General features: G+C 39.0%; 22 protein-coding genes, 2 pseudogenes and 1 other annotated feature. Of the genes and pseudogenes, 21 read left to right on the top strand and 3 right to left on the bottom strand.

From position 1 onward, the window contains the following. Window positions 1-28: 28 nt before the first annotated feature. Entirely contained in the window at window positions 29-1,105 is a 1,077-nt protein-coding gene (locus tag F991_RS03955) for a hypothetical protein (RefSeq protein WP_004669092.1), read from the bottom strand. Between the two features lie 894 nt (window positions 1,106-1,999). Here F991_RS03955 and F991_RS17045 point away from each other — a divergent pair. The 7 genes and pseudogenes from F991_RS17045 to F991_RS03925 all read left to right on the top strand — a co-directional run. Further along, entirely contained in the window at window positions 2,000-2,257 is a 258-nt protein-coding gene (locus F991_RS17045; protein WP_004669028.1) for a hypothetical protein, read from the top strand. A gap of 12 nt (window positions 2,258-2,269) precedes the next feature. Further along, window positions 2,270-2,419 (top strand): hypothetical protein, encoded by a 150-nt coding sequence (locus F991_RS17630; protein WP_004669091.1) that lies wholly within the window; start codon window positions 2,270-2,272, stop codon window positions 2,417-2,419. 61 nt (window positions 2,420-2,480) lie between these two features. After that, on the top strand, window positions 2,481-2,978 hold the full coding sequence (locus F991_RS03945; RefSeq protein ID WP_004669090.1) for a hypothetical protein: 498 nt from the start codon (window positions 2,481-2,483) through the stop codon (window positions 2,976-2,978). Between the two features lie 15 nt (window positions 2,979-2,993). After that, complete coding sequence (locus F991_RS03940; protein WP_004669089.1) at window positions 2,994-3,671, top strand: hypothetical protein; 678 nt, start codon at window positions 2,994-2,996, stop codon at window positions 3,669-3,671. 69 nt (window positions 3,672-3,740) lie between these two features. After that, entirely contained in the window at window positions 3,741-4,076 is a 336-nt protein-coding gene (locus tag F991_RS03935; RefSeq protein ID WP_004669086.1) for a hypothetical protein, read from the top strand. Window positions 4,077-4,181: 105 nt separating this feature from the next. Beyond that, window positions 4,182-4,472: a hypothetical protein gene (locus F991_RS03930; RefSeq protein WP_004669084.1), complete on the top strand. Its 291-nt coding sequence runs from the start codon at window positions 4,182-4,184 to the stop codon at window positions 4,470-4,472. 27 nt (window positions 4,473-4,499) lie between these two features. Next, a pseudogene (locus tag F991_RS03925) lies at window positions 4,500-5,099 on the top strand (DUF932 domain-containing protein); the annotation flags it as partial. Window positions 5,100-5,137: 38 nt separating this feature from the next. On the opposite strand, the gene F991_RS03920 reads toward F991_RS03925, so the two are convergent. After that, window positions 5,138-6,357 (bottom strand): IS3 family transposase gene (locus F991_RS03920; RefSeq protein ID WP_155757136.1). Its coding sequence is split into 2 segments (ribosomal slippage): window positions 5,138-6,081 and window positions 6,081-6,357, totalling 1,221 coding nucleotides; the frame shifts between segments, so codons are not numbered across the junction. Beyond that, window positions 5,966-6,082 (bottom strand) — a sequence feature (AL1L pseudoknot). (Overlaps the previous gene by 117 nt.) A gap of 48 nt (window positions 6,358-6,405) precedes the next feature. On the opposite strand from F991_RS03920, the pseudogene F991_RS03910 reads away from it, so the two are divergent. After that, window positions 6,406-6,867: pseudogene (locus F991_RS03910) on the top strand (DUF932 domain-containing protein); the annotation flags it as partial. A gap of 176 nt (window positions 6,868-7,043) precedes the next feature. On the opposite strand, the gene F991_RS03905 reads toward F991_RS03910, so the two are convergent. Beyond that, window positions 7,044-7,553: a hypothetical protein gene (locus tag F991_RS03905; protein WP_004669080.1), complete on the bottom strand. Its 510-nt coding sequence runs from the start codon at window positions 7,551-7,553 to the stop codon at window positions 7,044-7,046. A gap of 278 nt (window positions 7,554-7,831) precedes the next feature. Between F991_RS03905 and F991_RS03900 the strand changes: the two genes are divergently transcribed. From F991_RS03900 to F991_RS03840, 13 genes are all read left to right on the top strand, one after another. Further along, entirely contained in the window at window positions 7,832-8,947 is a 1,116-nt protein-coding gene (locus F991_RS03900) for a YqaJ viral recombinase family nuclease (protein WP_004669078.1), read from the top strand. A gap of 386 nt (window positions 8,948-9,333) precedes the next feature. Further along, entirely contained in the window at window positions 9,334-9,552 is a 219-nt protein-coding gene (locus F991_RS03895) for a hypothetical protein (RefSeq protein ID WP_004669076.1), read from the top strand. A 114-nt stretch (window positions 9,553-9,666) separates the two neighbouring features. Then, a complete protein-coding gene (locus F991_RS03890) occupies window positions 9,667-10,569 on the top strand; it encodes a recombination directionality factor (protein WP_004669075.1) in 903 nt (300 codons plus the stop codon). Between the two features lie 99 nt (window positions 10,570-10,668). Further along, a complete protein-coding gene (locus F991_RS03885) occupies window positions 10,669-11,304 on the top strand; it encodes a restriction endonuclease subunit S (RefSeq protein WP_081398946.1) in 636 nt (211 codons plus the stop codon). Between the two features lie 8 nt (window positions 11,305-11,312). Then, window positions 11,313-12,593: an N-6 DNA methylase gene (locus tag F991_RS03880; RefSeq protein WP_004669071.1), complete on the top strand. Its 1,281-nt coding sequence runs from the start codon at window positions 11,313-11,315 to the stop codon at window positions 12,591-12,593. A 10-nt stretch (window positions 12,594-12,603) separates the two neighbouring features. Next, window positions 12,604-12,870 carry a DUF4258 domain-containing protein gene (locus F991_RS03875; protein ID WP_004669069.1) on the top strand — a complete coding sequence of 89 codons (267 nt, stop codon included), beginning with the start codon at window positions 12,604-12,606 and terminating at the stop codon, window positions 12,868-12,870. Window positions 12,871-12,978: 108 nt separating this feature from the next. Continuing rightward, window positions 12,979-15,399: a type I restriction-modification system subunit M gene (locus tag F991_RS03870; protein WP_004669068.1), complete on the top strand. Its 2,421-nt coding sequence runs from the start codon at window positions 12,979-12,981 to the stop codon at window positions 15,397-15,399. Then, window positions 15,396-16,649 carry a restriction endonuclease subunit S gene (locus tag F991_RS03865; protein ID WP_004669066.1) on the top strand — a complete coding sequence of 418 codons (1,254 nt, stop codon included), beginning with the start codon at window positions 15,396-15,398 and terminating at the stop codon, window positions 16,647-16,649. The genes F991_RS03870 and F991_RS03865 overlap by 4 nt, the downstream gene beginning before the upstream one ends. Next, on the top strand, window positions 16,646-18,469 hold the full coding sequence (locus F991_RS03860; RefSeq protein ID WP_004669065.1) for an ATP-dependent nuclease: 1,824 nt from the start codon (window positions 16,646-16,648) through the stop codon (window positions 18,467-18,469). Before F991_RS03865 ends, F991_RS03860 begins: the two co-directional genes overlap by 4 nt. A 1-nt stretch (window position 18,470) precedes the next feature. Continuing rightward, complete coding sequence (locus F991_RS03855) at window positions 18,471-20,375, top strand: ATP-dependent helicase (protein WP_004669063.1); 1,905 nt, start codon at window positions 18,471-18,473, stop codon at window positions 20,373-20,375. Between the two features lie 3 nt (window positions 20,376-20,378). After that, a complete protein-coding gene (locus tag F991_RS03850; protein ID WP_004669061.1) occupies window positions 20,379-21,599 on the top strand; it encodes an RNA-binding domain-containing protein in 1,221 nt (406 codons plus the stop codon). 13 nt (window positions 21,600-21,612) lie between these two features. Further along, a complete protein-coding gene (locus F991_RS03845; RefSeq protein WP_004669060.1) occupies window positions 21,613-24,705 on the top strand; it encodes a type I restriction endonuclease subunit R in 3,093 nt (1,030 codons plus the stop codon). Beyond that, window positions 24,705-25,406, top strand: coding sequence for a M48 family metallopeptidase (locus tag F991_RS03840; protein ID WP_004669059.1), 702 nt, complete (start codon window positions 24,705-24,707; stop codon window positions 25,404-25,406). The genes F991_RS03845 and F991_RS03840 overlap by 1 nt, the downstream gene beginning before the upstream one ends. The last annotated feature ends 123 nt before the right edge of the window (window positions 25,407-25,529 follow it).

The raw sequence follows: 25,529 nt of genomic DNA, 5'->3' as shown, positions 1-25,529 counted from the left end.
AGAGAAATCTTAGGTCGTGAATATTGAACTAGGCATTTGTTTTTAAATGTGTATTTTCCCTTTCCAAGGTATAATATTTTTTTACTTTTTCATAAAGTGAAAGTTTTTCGCCATCTTGATCTTTAATTTGATGTTTCCATTGATAGAAATTTTGCAGAATATTTTTATGGATATAAGGGATTGCATTAGCAGAACGTAATTTGTTTAATGTTTCCTTACAGCCCTCAAGTCGGTCATCTAAGCGTTTGATATGTATGGCACCTTGGATACCAGTTTTAATGAAGCTATCTTTTATCTTTTTCTTTCTAGGCATATAGGTATAGCTATAGCTACCTTTATTTTGAGCGCTTTTAAAGACATTCTGTTTATTCAATAAATTTCTTTGTTTATGCGTGTAAATTTCTATGATGATTGGAAGAATCATTTTTTCATATTCAACATCAATTTCAGTATCAAAAAGTGCATGCGCCTCAATATTCTTTTTCTTGGTTGGACTGAGATACTTTTCCACGTGCTCTTTGTATTTGGGTTTTAAATGAACCCGAATCATTTCTTTGATTTCTAAATCTTTATATGCCTGAGCCTGTATTTTTTTTATTTTTTCAGCAATTTCTGCTGGAATATCTACTGATCTACAATCCATATGCCGTGCATAAAATTGGAAGGCATGTTGATAGGCTGTTTGTGCCTTTTTTAAGCTTACAGGCCATTCAGTCTTTTCTGTTGAGTCGGGGACTTTGTTTCGTAATAGGTCTACATAATCATTTGAAGCAATATAGTTTTTAAAATCTCTGATGGCGAGGAGCACTTCATCATAATGCCGATAAAGACGGTCTTCTATAGGAAGTTCCATAAATTTATTTTTATCGAAATAGTGGGGTTGTAAGCCTAGTTCTAATAGGGCTTTTTGTTCATCTGAAATTGAAAAATTGCCGTTATCAAGGAGTGATTGAAGGACTTGTTGTTCTTCAGCTTGATTTTTTACATGGGAAAAATGCCAATGATGTTCAATTGAGAGAGCTGGATTACGGATATTCTGAATCACAAATCGCTCAAGGATTCTAATTTCTTCAATTTCTTTTATGAGATCAATGTATTTTTCCATGTTGAATTGTCGATTATGAACTTGGCTCAATTATAGCAAAACAGATACGAGCTTTATAAAGTTATAAGCAGAAAAGGGAAAGGAGTTTGTAAAAAGTTAGAGGGGGTTTTGATGTGCAGAGTTAACCAATTAAGTGCTGTATTTTAATGATTTAGCTCAGAATGACCACCCTCAATTGAATTGCTGTTTTTAACACGCATTTAGAGGAAGTCGTTTGGTTATTTATCAGTGGTTGATCAAGCATATGTTGATTTATTGAGAGACCGATCAAAACTAAGAACTAGAATTGAATCCTTGGAATATATTTTATACATACTCAGAGATTAAGTAAACTCATCCATTTATGTCAGATTGACATATTCTCACCTAGAAACTATTCTTTGCCTGCTGGCCTACATTGCCAGTCGGTTTTGACAGACCGTTTACACACAAGCACATCAAAAAAGTAATTTTTTGGTGGAGAACTCGTTCGTTCCTCCTCCGTTGCGGTAGGGCGAGGGAGGGACGCCTTGTGCGTGCTGATTCTTGTGTGTCAGTCTGTCAACCCTTTCTCGTTCTGCCACCATAATCAATTGACAGTGATTTGGTAGAGCTCTTGATTACACACAAGGAGTCCGCCATGCGTACTATTTCTATTCTTCATTTCTTTTTTTCATCTCAGTCTTTACCTGTGTTGTATTGCAGAACCTAGCTTTTCTGCTGATTGAGCTGAAACCTTTATGACGATCACAATCAATAATGAACTTGGGATTTACTCAGGATAAGTCACGTCTGGGCTTTATAAAAACAACTTCATTTTCTGATCTTAATTAAAGCAATTTCACATACACATTACCTCAATGAAGCCATATCCAAAGATGGACTGGCACGCATATGTATTGATAAGAGGAAGAGATGGGATTAACACGATTATTTTTATTATTCGGCTGTGCCTTGCTGACAGCCTGTAGCAGTTCATTTGAATCCGAGTTTAAAGATGGTTGCCGAAATTGGGGAGCCAATCGCAGTTTCTGTTCCTGTAGCTATGACAAGGTCGAGCAGTACTACGGTGCAGATCGTTTGGAACAGATTAAAGAGCCGTGGCAATTCCCAGAAGACTGGGAGAATAAAGTCCAACAAGCAGGCATGGCCTGTATGTCCAAATTGAAATAGGGAGGACTGACCATGAAGAATTTTATTATCACTTACCTCCTGATCATGTTGGGCTACTGGGTGAAATTGATCTGGAGCTTTCCTGCGGGCTATTCCAAAGCCTATCTGCTGGGTCGCGCCTTTGTGTGGCCTTTTGCCTTTCTGGAGTGGCTGTTCTCTTAGCAACTTCAAGTAGCACGCATTGGCGATGCAATAACAGAAAAAAATTAAACAGGTCAGATATATGAAAAAAAGATTGATTTACTTCAGCGCTTTAGCGCTGGGATACAGTTCATGGAGCCATGCAGCGCCTTCTTATGGATTGGGTTCAGCTGAAACCATGGCGCACTTAGTCAATGTACAGAAAGGCAGTGGTTATTCAAGTATTTGTACCTACCGCTCTGCAACACGCCATTATGGTGTACATCAGATTCAAGCCTCAATGTCCAATGGTTGTGAACAACAGCTTGCTTATACCGCAACGTGGGAAGGGGGCGGCGTGTTAAGAGTATTCGGCACAAGTAACAGTTTAATTGTTCGACGAGTCGGCTACCGTGCACCTGCTAAAGCGTCACGATCGACACCAGCGCCTGTGAGTAAATACAAACGCTTATGTGATAACCCGAATGTCTCAGAAAGTTTTAACCAACAAACAGGTGAAACCACCAACTGTCGAACAGGTGAGGTCACGATTGACCCATACATCAAAGCAATCAAAGAACAAGGCCTATGGCCATATTAAATAGGGGGAAAACATATGCAAAAGCTTAAACCCGCCAGCCTTGTGGCACTGATCATAGGTATTGTCATCGTTGTTGTGGGGGCTTATCTATTTAATCAGCACCAACAACGACAAACAGACCTACAGTTAGCCCAACTGGCATTAGAACAATCCAAAGTCCAAAACCAAACAACGGACATCGCTCAAGCCGCATCTGAACCGATTGAGCACGGGCTCTCAGGGATTGAAGGCTTAACCGAAGATCGTGCCAACCAAACAGCGCATCTAGAGGTCAGTCCTGATGAGGTTGCTGGGGCACTTGCTGCGGTAGAAAGTGCCAAAGCCACTCAAAAAGCAGCCGCGGCTGAGCGTTTAAGTTATGAGGTTGATGCTAAATACCATGATGGAAAAACCCTAAGCTCAAAGCTTTCCCGTTATGGCTTACAACCGATGAAATCTGCACCTGCTGATTTAAGAGCAACAGTCCCGGATATTGATCAGATGCTGGCGACTCATCTCATGGAAGTATGGGGACGCTCTAGTCCAGATCAGGTCGCAAAACGACTGGATGGCTGGAGTGAACAGGGGAACACCATTACTTACCGTACTGCGTGGGATTCTGATCGCTACCAATGTACCTGGTATGTGGTGCAGTGGAATAAAGACACGGATGAATTGCTCAATGAAGGCTATAAGCCCTGTTTTGGTCGCTAATCCAGCTAGTTTTACAACAAACTCATTCAATACAACATGACTTTATTTTAATCAATACGAGACAATCCTATGAAACTAATACAACGCTTGAGCTGTGGTCTTTTAATGCTTACCGTGAGTGCAATGGCATTTGCCAAGACAGAACAGATCACCTTAAAAAAAGATATTGGATTTGGTGAGGAGGCAGTGATCTTCCCGACTACCAGGGGTGAAGTGATTTTTAACTATTTTGCCTTTCCAGATCATGTTGCCAAACAGATTAAACCGTATAAGAAAGGGCAATGTCTGGAAATCCAGTCCAAGTATGGTTTCTTTAAAGACACAGGTGATGGAAGCTATATCCAAAGCATCCGCCCATGTAACAAGAAACCCCAAGCCAGCACCACAACCAAAGTGAATCGTTAATCGAAACAAAGTAAACCGCATAAACCTTAAAAAACCACGAGCCCATGCTTGTGGTTTTTTTATGCCTGTTTCCCAATTTCTGAATACCCAAACAAGGAGCACGCCATGCAGCAATGCCCCTATTGCCATTCACCGCATGTGCAATTACTACGGCGCAGCCAACACACCCAATCCCAAAGCAAAATCTCATTCTCCTCCTGTTCACCGATGTCGCTGGCAGCAGTGGGTATACAAATCTCGAAACGCTTAGGAATCAATCCACTGGTGGGCGGCTTTATTGGATTGGCAGCAGGTGGAATGTTTCTGCTCTACATCCAGCAACAGGACAATCTGATCACCTTGCATTACCAGTGTGAGCAATGCCTGGAACACTTTGAAATTCAACAGCCTGAATAAGGCGAATCTACTTAAAAGGAAAACATTATGGCACATCAACTAGAACAAATGGCTTATGTCGGTCAAACCCCTTGGCATGGTTTAGGTAATCAACTGACCCCAAGCCAACCGATTGAAGTCTGGGCACAACAGGCAGGTATGGACTGGCAGATTGAATCCTCCGATGTCAGCTATATGGCACAAAACCCACGTGGGCAAAGCATTATTATGCCCTTTGAAGAACAACGGGTTTTATACCGCTCTGATACCCATGCACCGTTATCGGTGGTGAGCCAACGCTTTCAGGAAGTCCAGCCTAAACAAATTTTAGAGTTCTACCGAGACTTAACTGAACAATCAGGCTTTGAACTGGAAACCGCAGGGGTACTCAAAGGTGGTAAGAAGTTCTGGGCCTTAGCTAGAACAGGACAAAGCGCAGCCTTAAAAGGTAGGGATGTCAGCAATGGCTACATCCTCTTAGCCACGGCTTGTGATGGAACGTTGGCAACAACAGCGCAATTCACTTCTATTCGAGTGGTATGTAATAACACCTTGGCCATTGCTCTTAAAGGACAACAAAGCAATGCTGGTGTGGTCAAAGTCCCACACAGCACTCGCTTCGATGCCGAGAAAGTCAAACAACAACTTGAACCGTACCGGGTTTATCGGAGACTTTTTTATTTAAGTTAGGCCACCTGACCTAACGGATTAATCTTATCATAGTACATTGCTTCAAACTCAAAAGGCGATACATAACCCAGTGCACTGTGTACACGCTTTTTGTTGAACCAATCTACCCAATTTAATGTCGCAAGTTGTACATCCGCTAAACCTTGCCAATCTGCTTTTAAATATTCAATCACCTCTGTTTTGTATAAGCCATTCACCGTTTCAGCCAGAGCATTATCGTATGAATCACCCGTTGTACCGACTGATGCTCGTAAATTTGCTGCTTCTAAACGATTGGTATAGCGAATGGAAAGATATTGCACACCTCTGTCGGAATGATGAATCACATTCTTTGGCATGCCTCGATCATGCAATGCTTGCTCCAGTGCATCAAGTACCATATCTGTATTCATCCGTGTTGATACTTTCCATCCAACAATTGTTCGCGAGAACACATCAATAATAAATGCGGTGTAGACCCAGCCAGAATTGGTTTGAATATACGTAAAGTCACTGACCCATAATTGGTCAGGTCGATCAGCACTAAAATTCCGTTTCACTAAATCATCTGCTCGTTTTTGATCATCTCGGCTGCGGGTAGTTTGTTTGTTCTTACCACGCCAAACACCTTGTATATCTAGCTTTTTCATCAATCGAGCAACTGTACAACGTGCAATAACATAGCCTTCACGTTTCAATTTTTGCCAAACTTTACGTACACCATATCGACCTAAACTTTCTTTCCAAATACGTTTGATTTGCTCTGCATGATGTAAATCATGCAGAGCACGTTTCGCTCGATGTTCTGGGTTATCAACGAGATCTAAAGCCCGATAATAGGTCGAAGCTGCAATCGGTAAAATTCTACAAATCGCTTCAACACCATATCGATCTTTATTGTTATGGATAAAATCCACCATTATTTGTGTGGGCGGTCGAGCTCCGCCTGGGCGAAAAAAGCGGCTGCTTTGCGTAGAATTTCATTGGCACGCTTTAATTCTTTAATTTCACGTTCCATTTGCTTCATTTTTTCTTGGTCAGATATCTGTTGTACTTTGGCAGGATTTAGTTGATCCATATGCTTTAAATACCAAACACGCAATGTTTCAGGAGTACAACCGATTTTAGGAGCAATAGCTGTGATTGCTGCCCAAGTAGAAGGATAATCTTTTTCAGATTCAATTAGTAATTGAACCGCTCTTTCTCTAATTTCGGGGGTATAGTTTGGTTTTTTCATCGGAATAGTCTCTCAGAATATTGAGTCTCCGACAAACCTGGTACGGTTCAACTTGGGATCTCAGTGCGTGCATGGGATGAACACATGTATGAAATGAAACAACTGAGTCAACGTAAAGTCACGCAACAGGAAGCCGCAGCGTACTTTGATGCAGTATTTAATAACGGCAATCTCAGCAGTGCGGAACAGGATGATCGTTTGATTCAATACTACCGTAATGCAGCTATCCCCAAAACTATTCCAGCCAGCAACCTTCGCGCTGACAATAAAACCGAACCGAATGGACGTGCCATGTCTAAGGTGATGACCATGTTTAACGGGCATGGACGTGGGGCAGAACTGAGTTCGGCCAAAGATACTGCCTATGGATTACTGTGCTCGATTACCGAATTTGTGGATCATGAGCGTCGCGCCATGAGTACCGACCACCGACTCGATTCAGCATGGTTTGGGCCAGGGGCTTCGATTAAACAACGAGGATTAGAACAGGCACTCAGAATGGTGGTGTAATACTTAACCCTAAAGATTGAATTTCAGCTTCATTTAAGCTTAGTCAATTAGCCTAAGCAGCATCAAGATCACTGATCTAACTGAACACCCTTCGCCACATTCCTCAGATGTGGCTTTTTTTATGCCTGAGATTAGGTTTAAATTAGAGCGTAGATTGGAGGGGGATACTTGTTATATCAAGATGATTTTTTATCCATGACTTGATTGCATTTGGTTTCTGTAGGTAAGAAACCGAAGAGTTTGCTTTGTTGATTGAGAACAGCAATAACGCCAATGAAATAAAGTAATATGAATACAAAGCAGATTAATCCCAGAGTAAATGATCGGCAATAGTAGTGGAAAGCTTTTCGCCAAGATTTTTGTCCTAAAACATTAATAATTTTGGTTGTTGATTTGAGTTCCTGCTCTGTTAAATCATGCTCGATTTCTTGTTCTTTTAGGCACTTAAGTAGATCGTTACGATAGTCGTAATAAAGAATAGCAATATTACTGCTTGCAAGGTAAAGAGACCAACAGAACATAATGATGCCCGACCACAACAGCATTAGATATTCATAAGTAAGTAAATCTGGCTTAGTCATTGCACGGTCTATGACAAATAAGCCAAATCCACCGATGAGTAGTAACGCCGCAATATTACGTGAGAAAGCGAGTATCCGTTCGTTCATTGTATAGTTAAAAAGCATATAGTTTCTCCATAGAAGTTTGTTTTATAAACATAACTTTTCTGAAAGAAAAATATATGTATGATCGCTAAATGAACGACATTTCGCGTCGCAAAGTTGGGTGAAAAATAACCAATCGAAGAATCACAAGTATTGAGCTGATACCTACTCCAGCTTTAATCAATGGAGAAAATCTATATATTAAATTCGATTTTTACTATCTCACCACATCATCTGATGTGGTTTTTTTATGCCTGAAATTTAACTTTTAAGATTTTATTCAATAGGAAATCGTCACAATGAACAGTAATACTCAAATACAGCACAGTTTAAACAATCCCCCCTTACAACCCTATGCACCGAACCTAAATCAATCAATTCAACAGACCGAAGTTGGCACCCGCAGTAAACGTAGACCCCAAAAAACTACTCGCTTGCCTTCAGCCAGACGCCTTGCCAATACCAAACAGATGAATTATCAACAATGGTTAGAACTCAGAAAACAGGGTATTGGCAGTAGTGATGCAGCCACTGCCTGCGGACTGAATCCTTATATGTCGATGCTGGAACTGTGGATGATTAAAACAGGACGCATGCAACAAAGCATAGAAGATGAAAGTACAGGTTACGCACCTTTATACTGGGGTAAACAGCTTGAACCTCTGATTGCTGAATACTACAGCATGCATACCAACCATAAGGTCCGTCGGGTGAATGCTATCTTGCAACACCCAGATGAAGACAAAAAGTTTATGTTGGCAAATCTCGATTATGCCGTGGTGGGTAATGACGATGTGCAAGTGCTAGAGTGTAAAAGCGTTGGAGAATATGGCGCTAAGCTATGGCGGGATGGTGTACCACTGTATGTACTGTGCCAAGTCCAGCATCAACTGGCGGTCACAGGCAAACAAGCCGCACATATCTGTGCCTTGATCTGTGGACATGAAACCCGAATCTATAAAGTCAGTCGAAATGAAACCGTGATTCAGCACATCATCAATGCCGAACGTCACTTCTGGCAATGTGTAGAAACGGGTATTCCACCGAGTGTCGATGCCTCAGAATCCGCAGCCAAAGCTTTAAAACAACTCTATCCTGAACATATTCCACTGTCGGTTGAAGACCTGACCCAAAATGAACAAGCCAACTACTTATTTAGACAACTACTGCAAGAGCGACACAAAGTGGAACAACACCAGCAATACTTTGATGAACTAAAGCATCAACTGCAAATGATGATGAAGGATGCAGAACGTGCAGTGTTTATCGATGGATCGGTGACATGGAAGAAGTCACAAGACTCCACCACATTAAACAGTAAAGCCTTACTCAAACAACACCCTGAATATCTACAGCAGTTCCCACAAATTAAAGTGGGGACACGAAGATTTCAGATTTATTCGAATGGTGGATAACTCAGCAATAATCCACAATGGCAAAATCTGAAAATAAGAAAGCATGACCAATACCATTAAAGTCTTGAATCTTGAGATGAAAAATTAGTCATGCTTTTATATTTTGAACTGCGTGGTTCTTGGGTTAAGTCTTTGTTTTAGCAATCTAAATAAGCTTTTAAATGTTTGCTTACAACGCTTTGATCGACAAGCCTCGTTTATATTTGCCATATTGCTGCTCACAAAACTTTGCAGAAGATTCTTGATTGGAATCAATATGCCTTACAACACAGCTGCTTTTAATTTCACTTTTATTGCTATGCCTTAGGCACTCATTGGCAATCACATCATTCACAACTTAGCGTAGCTGTGTATTGTTTTTTAATTCAAAAATGGAGGTTATTGCAATGAACAATATACAAATCAAAGTAAAGGATCAATTTGAAAGGGAAAATTTAGCCATCGCCTTTATTCGAAAGGCGAATACGCAGGACATTCCTTTATCCAAACGTATTGAGCATATCGAGATTGAAGGTGAGATACTTCGACCGAATATGGAATTACTCTACGAAAACCCAAAAGACGGGCGCATTTATCGCTTAATCGACATTGTTGATGCAAGTTAACTGTTGATGTAACGCAAGCTCACACAAACAGCTGATTCAAAAGAAAACCCACTCCCTTGCAGGATGTGGGTTTTTTTATGGCTGAACCTTTTAAACTCTATAGAGGATAGCACCATGATTAAAGGTCTCGCAATAACACCACCAGTTCTAGGACGTATCAGTATTGGTAAAATCGTCGAAAAGAATGGTAAACGACTCCCCGAAAAGGATGACCAGTTCACTATTACTAGCCAAATTCAAAATAAGGATGGCTGGGTCAAACATCCATTGGATGAACAGCTCCGAGCTAAAGCACCGAATCAAAACCAAAAGCTCAGAAGCATTCCAGTTCGCATGATCTTCAATGACCCTGAGCTGAATCTACGAGCGGAGTACAGCCTATTTGACCGACAAACAGGACGTTTAATTTGCTCAGGCAATGGCGAAACCTGTCAGCGACTCGGACAAAGCGGCATTGAACAACATCATTGTCCATCGCCTGATCTTTGCACATTGGCACAAGGTGGGCTATGTAAACCCTATGGACGACTGTATGTCAATTTAGATGAATCGGATGAGTTTGGTACGTTTATCTTTAGAACCACAGGTTTTAACAGTATTCGGACACTGGCGGCACGGCTGAGTTATTACCATGCGGCATCGGGTGATTTACTGTCATGTCTGCCATTGCAACTTACTCTGAGAGGCAAAAGCACAACACAAAGTTATCGTACCCCGATCTACTACGTGGATTTAACGTTACGCGATGGTGTGAATTTGCAGGAGGCGATTAGCTCAGCCAAACAGATTGATGAAACAAGTAAGGCAGCAGGGTTTTATCAGGAAGCTTTAGATCATGTGGCACGGCAGGGCTATGGCAATGCTAGCTTTGAGGTGGGCGGGGAAGAAGGCTTGGATATTGTTGAGGAGTTTTATAGTGATGAATCTAAGCCACAGCAGCATCAACAATCTCATGATTTGACTCATGTTCAGGATATTCAAAAAGGGTTGCAGCAGTCGGTGCAGGCTTTGAACTAGCTACTAGTGATGAAAGGTACAACAGTATCTTTCATTATTTTTTTTGCTACTTTTTAAAAAGTACTAATAAAACTATTGACGAATTGAGTGGGGTGTTTTATGATTTCTTTAATAAATCGTACTAATAAAACTATTTTTGGAGTTTTAATGAAACTGGATAATGTATTGAGTGTGAAAGTTGGTGTGGCTCAATTTGAAACCACTGATGAGGGTGTAAATAACCTTGCACAAGTAGGTTTGGTTAATGGTGCTAATATTTCTGAATTAGGTGATTTAGACTTTGTTGATGCGGAGTTGAAGTATGTATATGTTTCTGCTGAAAAATTACATGATAATGTTCTGAAAGTTGGTGACATTGTTTTGATGTCTAGAGGGTCAAATATGCGTGCTGCAATTGTAAATCAGCAAGATGCTGATAAAGACTTAATTGCTTCACCGAACTGTTTGGTTTTAACGGCTAACCTGAACTATGTATTACCAGAAGTTATTGTTGCATTTCTCAATAGCGAGCTTGGTCAAAAAACACTAGATTCTTTAAGTACAGGGGCAACAATAAAAAATGTTCCTGCTCGAAAAATTAAAGATATTGATTTAAGTGTTCCTGATTTAGCAGTACAAAACAAAATTGCACAAATCTTTAAACAGAATATCGAGACCTTAAAAAGCCTTAAAGTGTTGCAGATGCAGCAAAAAATTACTGCAAATGCTGCAATTCAAAAATTAATGGCAGAGTAGGAGGCTGTATGAATCTTAATGCTGAAGTAAAAAAACAGTTATTTAAAACGTTTGAGATACTTAAAACAACTTTATCAGTGGATCAAATCCCTGAAATTCTGAGTTTAACGAGCTATAGCGTATATGCAGAGTTTGATACAGTGAAAACTGTATCGAGTACAGGTGAAAATGAAATCTTGAAATATTTTCAAGATTTTGTTCAAAGACATAATTTAATTTGGGTGAATGCTCCAGTTTTAAAAGCTGCTGCACATTCATTTTCAGACATACTTCGGTCTCTTATTACTTTTTATGGTGAATGCACTTCAACTGATGAATTTGGGCGGCAGATTGTAGGTCTTTTACAAGAATGGGTTGGTCTTAATCCATCTTCTTTAGGGTCTTTTTACAGCAGTTCAGAATCGGTGATTGCATTATTCCAAGCCTTAATAGGTGATTGTTCTGATGCTGTACTTTATGATGGCGCATGTGGGATTGGGATGATTGCGAATAGGTTGAACCCTAAGAAAGCGATCTTAAGGGATATCAATCAAACGGTTGTGGGCATTACTGCATTATTGTTTAAAATGTCCAACATAGATGTGGATTTACAGGTTGCAGATACCTTAACGCACAATGAAACTTCTTATGATGTTGATATTGTAGCGAGTACACCACCATTTGGTTTAAGAATTCAGTCTCAGTTGGTAGAAAATACTGCATACATTAGAGATATTCATTTGGGAAAATCTATACCATCGAGTGCCTCAGAAAGTCTATGGATTCAGCAAGCCTTATATCAGCTAAATGACACTGGGCGAGCATTTTTGCAAATTATACCTGGTTGGTTGTTTCGTGGTGGCTATGATGCTGCTTTAAGAGAGAAATTAATTGAAAAAGATTGGGTTGAAGCCGTAATACAATTGCCTGAAAAGTTGCTTAGTAATACCAATATTGAAACAGTGCTTTTAGTTTTAAATAAAGCCAAAGACACTAATGGAGTGGTGCGTTTTGTAGATGCACGAACTCTAGGTCAGCGTACTCGTTCGCAGACGACATTGATGTTAGAAGACATCAATTTAATTCGTAATTTGGTTATGGGGATTGAGACTGATTCACAGCTTAGTCAAACCATCTCATTACAGCAGATTAAGGAAAATAAATACAATTTACACTGTAATGAGTATTTTGCCTCTGAGATTGAAGAAACAAAGCTAGACTTAAAAGCTGAGAGTGACAAGCTTATTCAGGCACAGCTTGAATATGAGAAAGCTCAACAAATTTTTAATCAGATTTTGAGTGAAGTTTAAGGGGATAATTATGATGCAAGTAACCCACCATGCACAAAAAAGAATGACCAAACGTGGAATTACCAAAGATATGATTGACTTTACTTTGGATTTTGGCGAGACAAAAGGTGATAGATGGGTGCTTAATCGTAAAATGATTGAGCAATCCATTGGTGATTTAGAGCGTAAATTGAGAACGGCTAAAAAATTGAGAGATAAAGGTGGCATAGTAGTTGTCGCTGAGGGTGAATCTTTATTGACAGCTTACGATTTTGATAGCCGCAAAATGGCATATTGATTTGAGAAACCTAAATAGTGGTTTAGCTAAACTACTATTTTCTAAATTTTGAATAGATTATCCAATTAATCATTTATTTGAACAAATGACGTAGAGAAACGAACAAACATGGCGATTAAGAAAACAGAACTTTATTCTTCCTTATGGGCAAGTTGTGATGAGTTACGTGGTGGTATGGATGCTAGCCAGTACAAAGATTATGTGCTGACCTTGCTTTTTATGAAATATGTCTCTGATAAATATAAAAGTAATCCGTATAGCATGATTGTCGTACCAGAGGGTGCGAGTTTTGACGATATGCTTAAACTTAAAGGTGATAAAGAAATTGGCGATAAGATCAATAAAATCATTGCATTATTGGCAGAAGAAAATGATCTGAAAGGCGTGATTGATGTTGCTGATTTTAATGATGAAGACAAGCTTGGCAAAGGCAAGGAGATGCAAGACCGTTTGTCTAAGCTGATTGGGATTTTTGAGGGGCTGGATTTATCATCAAATCGAGCTGAGGGTGATGACCTACTTGGTGATGCTTATGAATATTTGATGCGTCACTTTGCGACCGAATCGGGTAAGTCAAAAGGACAATTTTATACGCCTGCTGAAGTTTCTCGTATTTTAGCAAAAGTTATTGGGATTCGTCATGATACCCCACAAGATGCTAGTGTTTATGATCCGACCTGTGGTTCAGGTTCATTGTTATTAAAAGCCAGTGATGAAGCTCCACGAGGTTTGTCTATTTATGGTCAGGAAATGGACAATGCGACCAGCGCGTTGGCTCGTATGAACATGATTTTGCATGACAATGCGACCGCTAAAATTTGGCAAGGTAATACAATTGCCGATCCACAATGGAAAGATGGCAACGGGCAACTTAAAACCTTTGATTTTGCTGTAGCCAATCCGCCATTTTCCAGTAAAAACTGGACGAGTGGGATTAATCCTGAACACGATAAATTTGAGCGTTTTGTGTGGGGCGTACCTCCTGAGAAAAATGGTGATTATGCGTTTTTATTGCACATTATTAAAAGCTTGAAAAGTACAGGTAAAGGTGCAGTTATTTTACCGCATGGCGTACTGTTCCGTGGTAATGCAGAAGCTCGTATTCGTGAAAATCTGATTAAGCAAGGTTATATTAAAGGCATTATTGGTTTGCCTGCCAACTTATTCTACGGTACGGGAATCCCTGCTTGTATTATCGTGATGGATAAAGAAAATGCCCAAGCACGAACAGGCATTTTCATGATTGATGCCAGCAAGGGCTTTATCAAGGATGGCAATAAAAACCGATTGCGTAGCCAAGATATTCACAAAGTGGTGGATGTATTCAGCAAGCAGCTTGAATTACCACGTTATAGCCGTATGGTGACTTTAGCTGAAATTGCTGATAATGAATATAACCTGAATATTCCTCGTTATATTGATTCCAGTGAAGCTGAAGACATTCAAGATTTAACGGCTCATTTACAAGGTGGGATTCCACAGCGTGATATCGAAGCCTTAAATGCGTATTGGAAAGTATTTCCAACGATTCGCACTACGCTTTTTGCCGATGATCGAGAGGGTTATGTAAAGTCCTTGGTTGAAGCCGCTCAAGTCAAAAGCACAATTTTAAATCACCCTGAATTTAAATCTTTTGCTGAGCAGAGTTTGCAGCCATTTACCGCTTGGTGTGAACGTGCAGCACTTGGAAATATTCAAGTGGGCGAACAACCCAAAGCCATTATTCATCGTATCAGTGAGGATTTACTCGACAGTTATGCCGATATGCAATTGTTAAGTAAATACGATATTTATCAGATTTTGATGGATTATTGGGATAGCGTCATGCAGGATGATGTGTTTATTTTGAGTCAAGATGGTTGGAACTCTGCCAAAGTATTAAAAAAACTGCTTGTCATCAAAGGTGAAAAACTCAAAGAAAGTCCTGATCTGGTGATCAATAAAGATAAATACAAAGCTGAAATTATTGCACCGTCTTTGATCGTGGCACGTTATTTTGCAGTAGAACAAAAGAAGATTGATGCGCAACAAGCCGAACTTGACAGCATTAGCCAAGAGTTGGAGAGCTTTATTGAGGAGCATAGTGGTGATGAGGGCTTATTGGTCGATGCACTCAATGATAAAAATAAAGTCACGGCTGCTACGGTCAAAGTTCGGTTAAAAGTGAGTAAAGATGCCGAAGAAATTAGTGTGTTAAAGCAGGTGCAAAAACTATTTGAGCAAGAAAGTACATTGAAAAAAGCAGTCAAAGACTTACAGGATGCTTTGGATCTGGCAGTTTTTCAAAAATATCCACAGCTTGATGAGCAAGCGATTAAAACCCTTGTGGTCGAGGATAAATGGCTTGCGACACTGAAAGCTAATATTAAAGCGGAAATTGAGCGAGTCACACAACAACTTGCTAATCGAGTGAAAGAGTTGGATGAGCGTTATGCAGAACCTTTGCCACAAATTAGCAAAAATGTTGATAGTTTAAGCGATAAAGTAGCTCAGCATTTAAAAGCGATGGGTTTGGAGTGGTCACTATGAGGGAGGAGAAGATACCACAAGGTTATAAACAAACAGAAATAGGGACGATTCCTGAAGATTGGGAAATCAGTGAATTACAAAATGCAGTAGATTTTTTAGATGGATTAAGAAGACCTGTTAAATCTGGAGATAGAGCAAAAATTAGTGGTATTTATCCATATTACGGTGCATCAGGTATTGTTGATTATGTAAACGATTTTATTTTTGATGATGAGTTAATTTTGTTAGGTGAAGATGGCGAAAATATTTTAAGCAGAAACTTACCTCTTGCATTTAAAGTATCAGGTAAAATATGGGTTAATAATCACGCACATGTGATGAAGCCAAAAAATGATTTTGATATTGGTTATTTAACTGACTTTTTAGAAAGCTTAGACTATTCTTTATTAAACTCGGGTACTGCTCAACCAAAATTGAACAAACAAAATTGTTTAAAAATTAAAGTTGCAAAACCTAGCTTAAAAGAACAAACACTTATCGCCACAGCATTATCTGATGTCGATACTTTAATCAGCGAACTAGAAAAACTGATTAGCAAAAAACAAGCGATTAAAACTGCAACTATGCAGCAACTTTTAACAGGTAAAACTCGTTTACCGCAGTTTGCTTTGCATGCAGATGGTACAAGAAAAGGCACCAAACCCAGTGAGTTGGGGGAAATACCGGAGGATTGGGATGTCTTTTCATTATTGGATATTGCAAACCTTGTTCATGGAAAAGCGCACGAACCGTATGTTGTGGAATCAGGCGAGTACGTTGTTGTGAATTCAAAATTTGTTTCCACTGAAGGGAAGGTTCGCAAATACTGCTCACAGAATGATTGTGCTGCAAAAAAAGGTGATATTCTAATGGTCTTGAGTGACCTCCCAAATGGAAAGGCACTGGCTAAGTGTTTCTATGCTGATCAGGACCATGTTTACGCTGTAAATCAGCGAGTCTGTATATTTAGAACAAACGTCTTTGATTCAAAGTACCTTCAACTCATAATGAATCGTCACAAGTATTTTCTCGCATTAGATGATGGGGTAACACAAACCCATATCCTAAATGGCGATATTGCCGCATGCCAATTGTTTGCTCCAGTCAAAAGAGAAGAACAAACCGCCATCGCCACCATCCTATCCGATATGGACACAGAGATTCAGGCATTGGAACAACGCCTTGGCAAAACCCGCCAAATCAAACAAGGCATGATGCAAGAACTGATGACGGGGAAAACACGGCTATTACAAGGAACTGTAAACACATGAGTATTCAAATTGATGTGGTTCGTATTTGTGGATTTCGAGGGATAGCCAATATTGAAATAACACTGCCTAGAGTGGCAGTGTTATTGGGGCAAAACAATGCGGGTAAAACTTCTGTAATTAAGGCATTACAGTTAGCACTAGGGGATTATTCTCGTTATTTGACTGATGAAGATTTTCATATTGGAGATGATGAAAAACGTCAGGAGTTAATCACTGTTGATGTTCGATTTATTGCCACGAATGAAAGTGGTAGAGTAAACGAATTTCCTACGGCATGGCAAAATGAATTTGGGGATAAAATTCAGGCAGAAGCAGATGGTAAACAATATGTTGCTATTCGCACTAGAGTGAAACCAGACAAGGTAAAAGGTGGTTACACCGTGGAACGGTTTCATTTAGAAGTGTGGGCGGCTATAAGTGGCTGGCAAGATGTTCCAGTAAATACTAAAAATAGATTAACTAAAAGGTTGGAAGCGACACCTTTTATTTCGATTGATGCCCAGCGAGATATTCATAATGAGCTAAAGGAAAAGACTTCTTTTATTGGTCGTGTATTATCTAGCGTAGAATACAAAGAAGATGATGTAGCTGAATTAGAGCGTATGGTTGCAAAAGTTAATCAAGAAGCTATTATGAAAAGTGACCATCTCAATAGTTTGAAAACGCATCTCGATAAACTTAATCAATCATTTGCAGGTTCTGGTCAAACAGAACTGACTCCTTTCCCAAAGAAAATCCGTGATCTTTCTAAACGGTTTAGTGTGCATTTTGGAGAGTCTGATAAAGATTCTTTTTCAATGGAATATCATGGCATGGGAACTCGTAGCTGGGCTTCGATGCTAACAGTAAAAGCATTTACCGAATTAATGGTAAAAAAGCATGAGGACGAGGTAGAGCCATTCTTTCCGATCTTGGCAGCAGAAGAACCCGAAGCACATTTACACCCCAATGCACAGCGGACTTTATATAAGCAGTTGATTGATACAACGGGTCAAGTGATTATCAGCACACATTCACCTTATATCGCTGGTTTGGCAGAATTACATGAAATTAGGTCATTAAGAAAAACTGGCAATTCAGTTGAAGTATATCAACTCAGAGATAACTTTGAAGATGATGATTTAAGAAAACTAAAAAGAGAAGTTGTCCATTCTCGTGGTGAACTTTTATTTTCTAAAGCCATCGTGTTGTCAGAGGGAGAAACTGAAGAGCAAGCACTGCCTGAATTATTTGAAGCATATACCGGACAGCACCCATTCGCACTTGGGATTAATTTTGTTGGCGTCAATGGCTCAGGTGCGAAATATCGCCCATTTTTCATTTTAGCAAAAGATCTAAATATTCCATTATTTGTATTTAGTGATGGTGAAGTAGAAACGATTAAAGCGCTGAAAAAGAATTATGAAAAAATATTTGGCGATACCGACGTTGAAAATACATCTAATATATTTATTCTAACTGGAACAGATTTTGAGGGCTACTTATTTAGCCAAGGGTTTAATGACTTAATTGAGCAAACTATTCGTGAAGTTGACGGAGAGGGGAAAATTGATGAATGGATTCAGAAAAAAAATGGAGAACTATTAAAACGAATTAAGACAAATAAGCCACCATGTACAACGTGTAATCAACCTATTTTTGAAGATGTGTTACGAGATTTTAGTGGGAAAGATGGGGTAAATCAGGCAATCCTTGAGATTATTGACAAAAAGAAGCCGCAGTATGCTAAAGCAATTACAGGAAATTTGATTAAGTTACCAAAAGAGTCGTTCCCACAAAAGATTATTGATCTTTTTAAAGAAATTGAATCTGGAGTCTGATATGAATCTTTCCCAAGCTCAGCGTCAGATTGTTGAAGCACCTATTGGTGGGGCTATTCAAGTCCTTGCATCGGCTGGCTCAGGTAAAACTCGAGTTTTGACTGAGCGAATCCGTTATATTTTGGAAACGACAAAAAAAGAGGGTGTTATTGCTTTAACGTTTACCAATAAAGCGGCTGAGGAAATGAACACTCGTTTGGCTCATAGTGAACACATACAAGATAGAGCATGGATTGCTACAACTCATTCAGTTGCCCAACGTATTTTAGAAAAATATGGTCATACCATTGGATTACCAACGGATTTACATATTTATGATAGAGATCGGGACAGAATGGAAGTCTTTTTGCAATCTCTACGCGATGATGGAATCGAGGTTGATAAGTATTTAGATATTTCTGATTCAAACGAGTTGAAAAACAGAGAAAAAAAACTTCAAACATATATGGATATTTTTTCAAAAATCAAACGGGAATTGCTGACAGAATCTGGTATATCCTCAATCTATCCTAATAATAATATTTGGAAAAAATTTCAGGATTATCAACAGTCATTGCTCAATAGCGGTGGCATTGATTATGATGACATTTTGATATATGCCCACAAAATACTATTGACACATGAATGGATTGCAAAAATATATCGTTCCAAATACAAGCATATATGCGTAGATGAGGCTCAAGATCTAAATAAGACTCAATATGAGTTTATAAAAGTATTGTGCGGTGATGTGATCAAAAGTGTTCTGATGGTAGGTGATCCTAACCAAATGATTTATGGATTCAATGGGTCATCAGATCGATATCTCAATGAGGAATTTATCCATGATTTTTATCCTCAACAATTTGAGCTAAAAGAAAACTATCGAAGTACTAAAGCTGTTATTGGGGCAGCAAATAAATTAAGACCAAACTCTCAAACTGAGGTTGAGTATGCTTTAGATGGTAATGTGCAAATTAAAGATTTTGATACAGAAGAAGCAGAAGCAAATGCCGTTGTTGATGAGATTAGGAAACTCTTGGATTTAAAAAGTCATGCCGAAATTGAGGGAGAAATATCCTTAAATAAAATGGTGGTGATTGCGCGGAATAGATTTGTCTTTCACAAATTAGAAGCAATTCTTAAAGACAAGGGAATACCTTATTCATTAAGAAAAGGTGAGAGACAACTTGAACCATCAACAACTTTTGGTAAGGTACTGGATTGTGCTATCCGAATTAAATTAAATCCTAAAGATTGGGTGAACGGTAAAAAGTTATGTCAAGTATTAGGTATTGTAGAACCTGAGAAGTGGGATGTAGATGTCTTATCAAATATGGCAGTTCAGGTTGATGAAACTATTGAGGGGGAAAGCAGTGCATTATTGGCAAAACTACTCTTAACAATTGATGGCTTGGATGTTGAAAATCCTAATATACCTAAATTTATAAAAGAGCTTGATATTGCTTTAAAGTCTTCAGTAGAAAATCAACAAAGCGCACTTAGTGATGAAATAGAAGAAGTTAGATTGAGCCTTGAAGAGTTGAATGAATTTAGTTGTGCATGGACTAAATTTAAAAGAAAGGGTTTGGGGGATTCATTGACGGCATTTAGAAATGCCTTGGCTCTCGGTCAACTTTCAGATCATGATATTGATGGCGGTCTAACTTTAAGTACGGTACATACCATGAAAGGATTAGAGAAAGACATTGTATTTTTAATTGGTATGTGTGAGGGAGTATTTCCTGACTATCGGGCTAAGACAGCTAAAGAGTTAGAAGAAGAGAAGAACAACGCTTTTGTGGCAGTAACACGAGCTCGACGTTGGCTATATATGTCTTATCCTAAGCAAAGAATGATGCCTTGGGGTGATATAAAGTTTCAGGCAGAGTCATGTTTTATTAGATTACTTAGGGCTGGGAAGTAGATCATGCTAAAAACAGAGTTATTGGAAATCATTGCCAACGGTGAAAACTCAGGCATTGAATTTAAACGTGATGATATTCGCCCAGAACAATTTGCCAAAGAAGTGGTTGCCATGGCCAACTTTCAAGGTGGGCGAGTGCTATTTGGTGTTGAAGATGATGGCACGGTGAGTGGGATACAAAGACCAGACCTTGAAGAATGGGTGATGAATGTTTTTCAAAGTAAAATTCACCCGATGATTTTACCTTTTTACGAAGAGGTAAAACTTGATGATGGTAAAACAGTTGCTGTCGTGAGTTTTCCGATTGGTATTTCTAAGCCTTATGTATTGCGACATAGTGGTAAAGAAGAAATTTATATCCGTGTTGGAACAACCTCACGGTTGGCAACTCGAGAGCAGCAAATGCGTCTGTTTGAACTGGGTGGTATGTTACATACAGAAGTCATGCCTGTGCCTCGTACAGATATGAGTTGTCTAGATGATGCACGTCTGATGAACTATATTCGAGATATTTTGCGTGATCCTGATGTACCACAATCAACAGAGGCATGGCAAGCCAGATTACTTGGATTGGGTTTTCTGACCGAAGCTGCTGGAAATATTTGCTGCACGATTGCAGGTTTGATTTTATTTGGTAAAAATCCACGACGCTATTTAAAGCAAGCTGGTTTAAGAGTGATGGCATTTCAGGGTGATGATAAAGACTATCAAACGGCTTTGGATGAAATTCTTGATGGTGCAATGGTTGGTCGCTGGGATATGAGCAATGGAGATAAGCGTTTGATCGATGGGGGCATTATTGAACGTTTTATGCAAGCCATGACGCCATTTATTTCACAACAATCGGCTGAAGTAAATATAGAGTTAAGACGAGAAACACAGTGGTTTTATCCTCTTGAAGCTGTGCGTGAAGCATTGATTAATGCTTTGGCTCACCGTGATTGGACACGTTTTGTAGAAATTGAGGTTTCTGCTTATTCAAATCGGCTTGAAATTATTAGCCCAGGCACATTACCCAATTCAATGACTGTAGAAAAAATGAAAGCAGGTCAGCGTTCGCCTCGTAATACCATTGTGATGGAGGTCTTGCGTGATTATGGTTATGTTGATTATCGTGGTATGGGCGTAAGAACAAAAATTGTACCTTTGACTAAAGCCTTAACAGGTAAAGAACCTGAATTTGAACTTACAGAAGATTATTTAAAAACAGTTTTGTATCGCTAGATAAGGATAAAAAATGAGCCAAGTCGGTCAGCGTGAACGCATTACCCAAAATCGAGTGGTGCATTTTTTTCAGCAACAATTAGGCTATCGTTATTTAGGCGATTGGCAAGATAGAAATGACAATAAAAATATTGAACACGACATTTTAATTGCTTGGCTTAAAAAACGTGGTATCAGTGATGCTTTGATTAACAGAACCATGCGCCAACTCGATACTGCAACTGCATTGGGTGAAGGCAAAAAACTTTATTATGCCAATAAAGATGTATATCGCTTATTGCGTTACGGAGTTAAAGATAAAGAAGGTGCTGGTGAACTAAATCAAACCGTTTGGCTCATTGATTGGCATCATCCTGAAGCAAATGATTTTGCAATTGCTGAAGAAGTTTATATTAAAGGTGAAAATAAAAAACGCCCAGATATTGTGCTATATATCAATGGGATTGCTTTGGGTGTATTAGAGCTGAAACGTTCATTGGTTGATGTATCTGAGGGCATTCGACAAAATTTAGATAATCAAAAAAAAGATTTTATCCGTAATTTTTTTAGCACAATACAACTGGTGATGGCGGGTAATGACACGCAAGGATTGCGCTATGGCATGATTGAAACACCTGAAAAATATTATCTGGAATGGAAAGAAGAGCCTAATCACGTAGAGGGACATAAACTCGATTATCATTTAGGTAGAATGTGTAATAAACAACGGTTTTTGCAAATCATTCATGATTTTATAGTCTTTGATGCGGGTGTGAAAAAAACTTGCCGACATAATCAGTTTTTCGGTATTGAAGCTGCAAAGCAACGTATTGCCAAACGAGAGGGTGGTATTATTTGGCATACCCAAGGGTCAGGTAAGAGTCTGACAATGGTGTGGTTAGCTAAATGGATACGAGAAAATGTCAGTGATAGCCGTGTACTTATTGTCACAGATCGAACTGAGTTGGATGAGCAAATTGAGAAAGTCTTTACTGGTGTAGAAGAAGAAATTTATCGTACAAAAAGTGGTGCGGATTTGGTTGCAACACTGAATCAGCCAACCCCTTGGCTTATATGTTCATTGGTGCATAAATTTGGTCGTTCTTCAGACGCAGACGATGATGCTGCAACGAATGAATTTATTGAACAGCTCAAACAATCCATGCCTAAAGACTTTAAAGCTAAAGGTAATGTATATGTTTTTGTTGATGAATGCCATCGTACCCAATCAGGTAAATTACACGAGGCAATGAAAGCGATTTTACCTGAAGCCATGTTCATTGGTTTTACGGGTACACCTTTGATGAAAAAGGATAAACAGAAATCAATAGAAGTATTTGGTTCTTATATTCATACCTATAAATTTGATGAAGCTGTTGCCGATGGTGTTGTTCTTGATTTGCGTTATGAAGCACGAGATATTGACCAAAATATTAGTTCACAGAAAAAAATTGATGAATGGTTTGAAGCAAAGACTCGTGGGCTGTCACGCCTAGCAAAAACCCAACTTAAACAGAAATGGGGAACAATGCAAAAGGTCTTATCAAGTAAATCTCGTTTACAGCAAATCGTAAATGATATTTTACTGGATATGGAAACAAAGCCACGCTTGATGGATGGGCATGGTAATGCCATATTGGTTTGTTCCAGTGTCTATCAGGCATGTAAGGCTTACGAAATGTTTAGCCAGACTGATTTGGCTGGTAAAGTTGCTATTGTGACTAGTTTTCAGCCGACCCCTGCCAGTATCAAAGGTGAAGAAACAGGCGAGGGACTCACCGAAAAACTATTTAAATATGATATTTACCGCAAAATGCTAGCGGATTATTTCGAGAAAACGGAAGAAGAAGCAGCAAGCCTTGTCGAAGAGTTTGAGACATCTGTTAAAAAACGTTTTATTGACGAACCTTCACAGATGAAATTATTGATTGTAGTGGATAAGCTTTTAACAGGTTTTGATGCGCCATCAGCAAGCTATTTGTATATTGATAAACACATGGCAGATCACAATTTATTCCAAGCGATTTGTCGGGTCAATCGCTTGGACGGTGATGATAAAGAATATGGTTATATTGTCGATTATAAAGACTTATTTAAATCTATAGACCAAGCTATTTCTGATTATACTCAGGAGGCTTTTGATGGTTATGATAAGGACGACGTTGAAGGATTATTAAAAGACCGTTTACAGCAGGCTAAATTAGATTTAGATACTGCTTTAGAAATGGTCAAGGCATTGTGTGAGCCTGTTAAAGCACCTCGAAACACTCAGGACTATATTCATTATTTTTGCGGGGAATCAGGGCATAATCAAGATGAACTCATTGAAAAGGAAGCTCTCCGTTTAGCGCTTTATCAAAATGTGGTGAAGCTCATCCGTGCTTTTGCAAATATTGCCAATGAAATGCAAGAGGCTGGCTATAATGAACAGCAGATTGTAACTATTCGAGCCGAAGTCATACATTTTGAAAAAGTGCGTGATGAAGTCAAAATTGCTAGCGGCGATTTGCTTGACATGAAACGTTTTGAGCCTGCTATGCGTCATCTACTCGATATGTATATTCGTGCTGAAGACAGCGAAGTATTGATGGACTTTGAAGAGTTAGGCTTGATAGAGTTGATTGTGGAAAAAGGTGCAGATGCGTTGGATGCATTGCCTAAAGATATTCGCAATGACGAACAAGCGATGGCTGAAACTATCGAAAATAATGTTCGTAAAACAATTATTGATGAAAACCCCGTGAATCCAAAATACTACGAACAAATGTCAGTTTTGTTAGATGAATTGATAGAATTACGTCGTCAAAAAGCCATTGAATATCAAGAATATTTAAAACATATCCGTGATTTATCTAGTAAAATTATTCGCCCTGAAAAAAGCACATCACATTATCCTAGCTCTATGGATAGTAGTGCTAAACGAGCGTTATATGATAATTTTGGAAAGGATGAGTTACTAGCCACAAAGATTGATAGTGTTATTCGCTATACTAAAAAGGCAGATTGGGTGGGCGATAAATTTAAAGAACGTGAAATTGCATTTGCAATACAGCAAGACACAAAAGGCTATGATATTGATATTCAAAGTGTCATGGAGCTTGCTAAAGCGCAACGAGAATATTGGTGATGCAATGGCTACATATTGGTGAGCTTGAGGTAGAGCTGCACCATAAGGCAATCAAGAACTTACATTTGAGTGTGTTGCCACCAGATGGAAAAGTCAGGGTATCTGCTCCTATTACTATGTCTGATACGGCTATACGCATGGCGGTAATTAGTCGTATTCCATGGATAAAGAAACAGCAATCGGCTTTTCTTAATCAATCTCGTCAATCAATCCGAGAAATGGTCAGTGGGGAATGCCATTATGTTTGGGGGAAAAAATATCGCTTAAATATTGTGGCAACATCTGGACAGCATCGCATTGAATTTTCCCATGCTAATCGGCTTGATATGTATGTTCATGCAACTACCTCAACCCAAAATAAACAGAAATTACTAGAAGCATTTTATCGAATGCAACTACAGGAAAAACTTAATTTACGCTGTTCATCTTTACTTACTAGAATTGGTGTAGAACCAAGTTTTATTGGTATTCGTAAAATGAAAACCCGTTGGGGGAGTGCTAATCCATTGTCGAAAAGAATATGGCTGAATTTAGAATTGGCGAAAAAACCAGTTGAATGTTTGGAGTTTATTCTTGTGCATGAACTGGTGCATTTAATTGAGCGTCATCATAATGATCGTTTTGTAATGTATATGGATCGGTTTCTTCCCCAATGGCGTGAGCGAAAGGCTTTGTTGAATAGTTTACCTTTAACCTCCTAAATATATGCGCCTTATCTGGCTCAAGGTCAGACGAAATAACCCGAAAGCCGAAACTTTCGGGGTTACAGCGGTGTGTTTAAATATAATTCGATTGATTAATATGAACTTTTTTCGACTTTAAAC

This window comes from Acinetobacter sp. CIP-A165 (assembly GCF_000367985.1).
Lineage (GTDB): Bacteria > Pseudomonadota > Gammaproteobacteria > Pseudomonadales > Moraxellaceae > Acinetobacter.
Note: the sequence above shows the minus strand (reverse complement) of the source record. Positions and strands in the feature narration are given on the sequence as shown.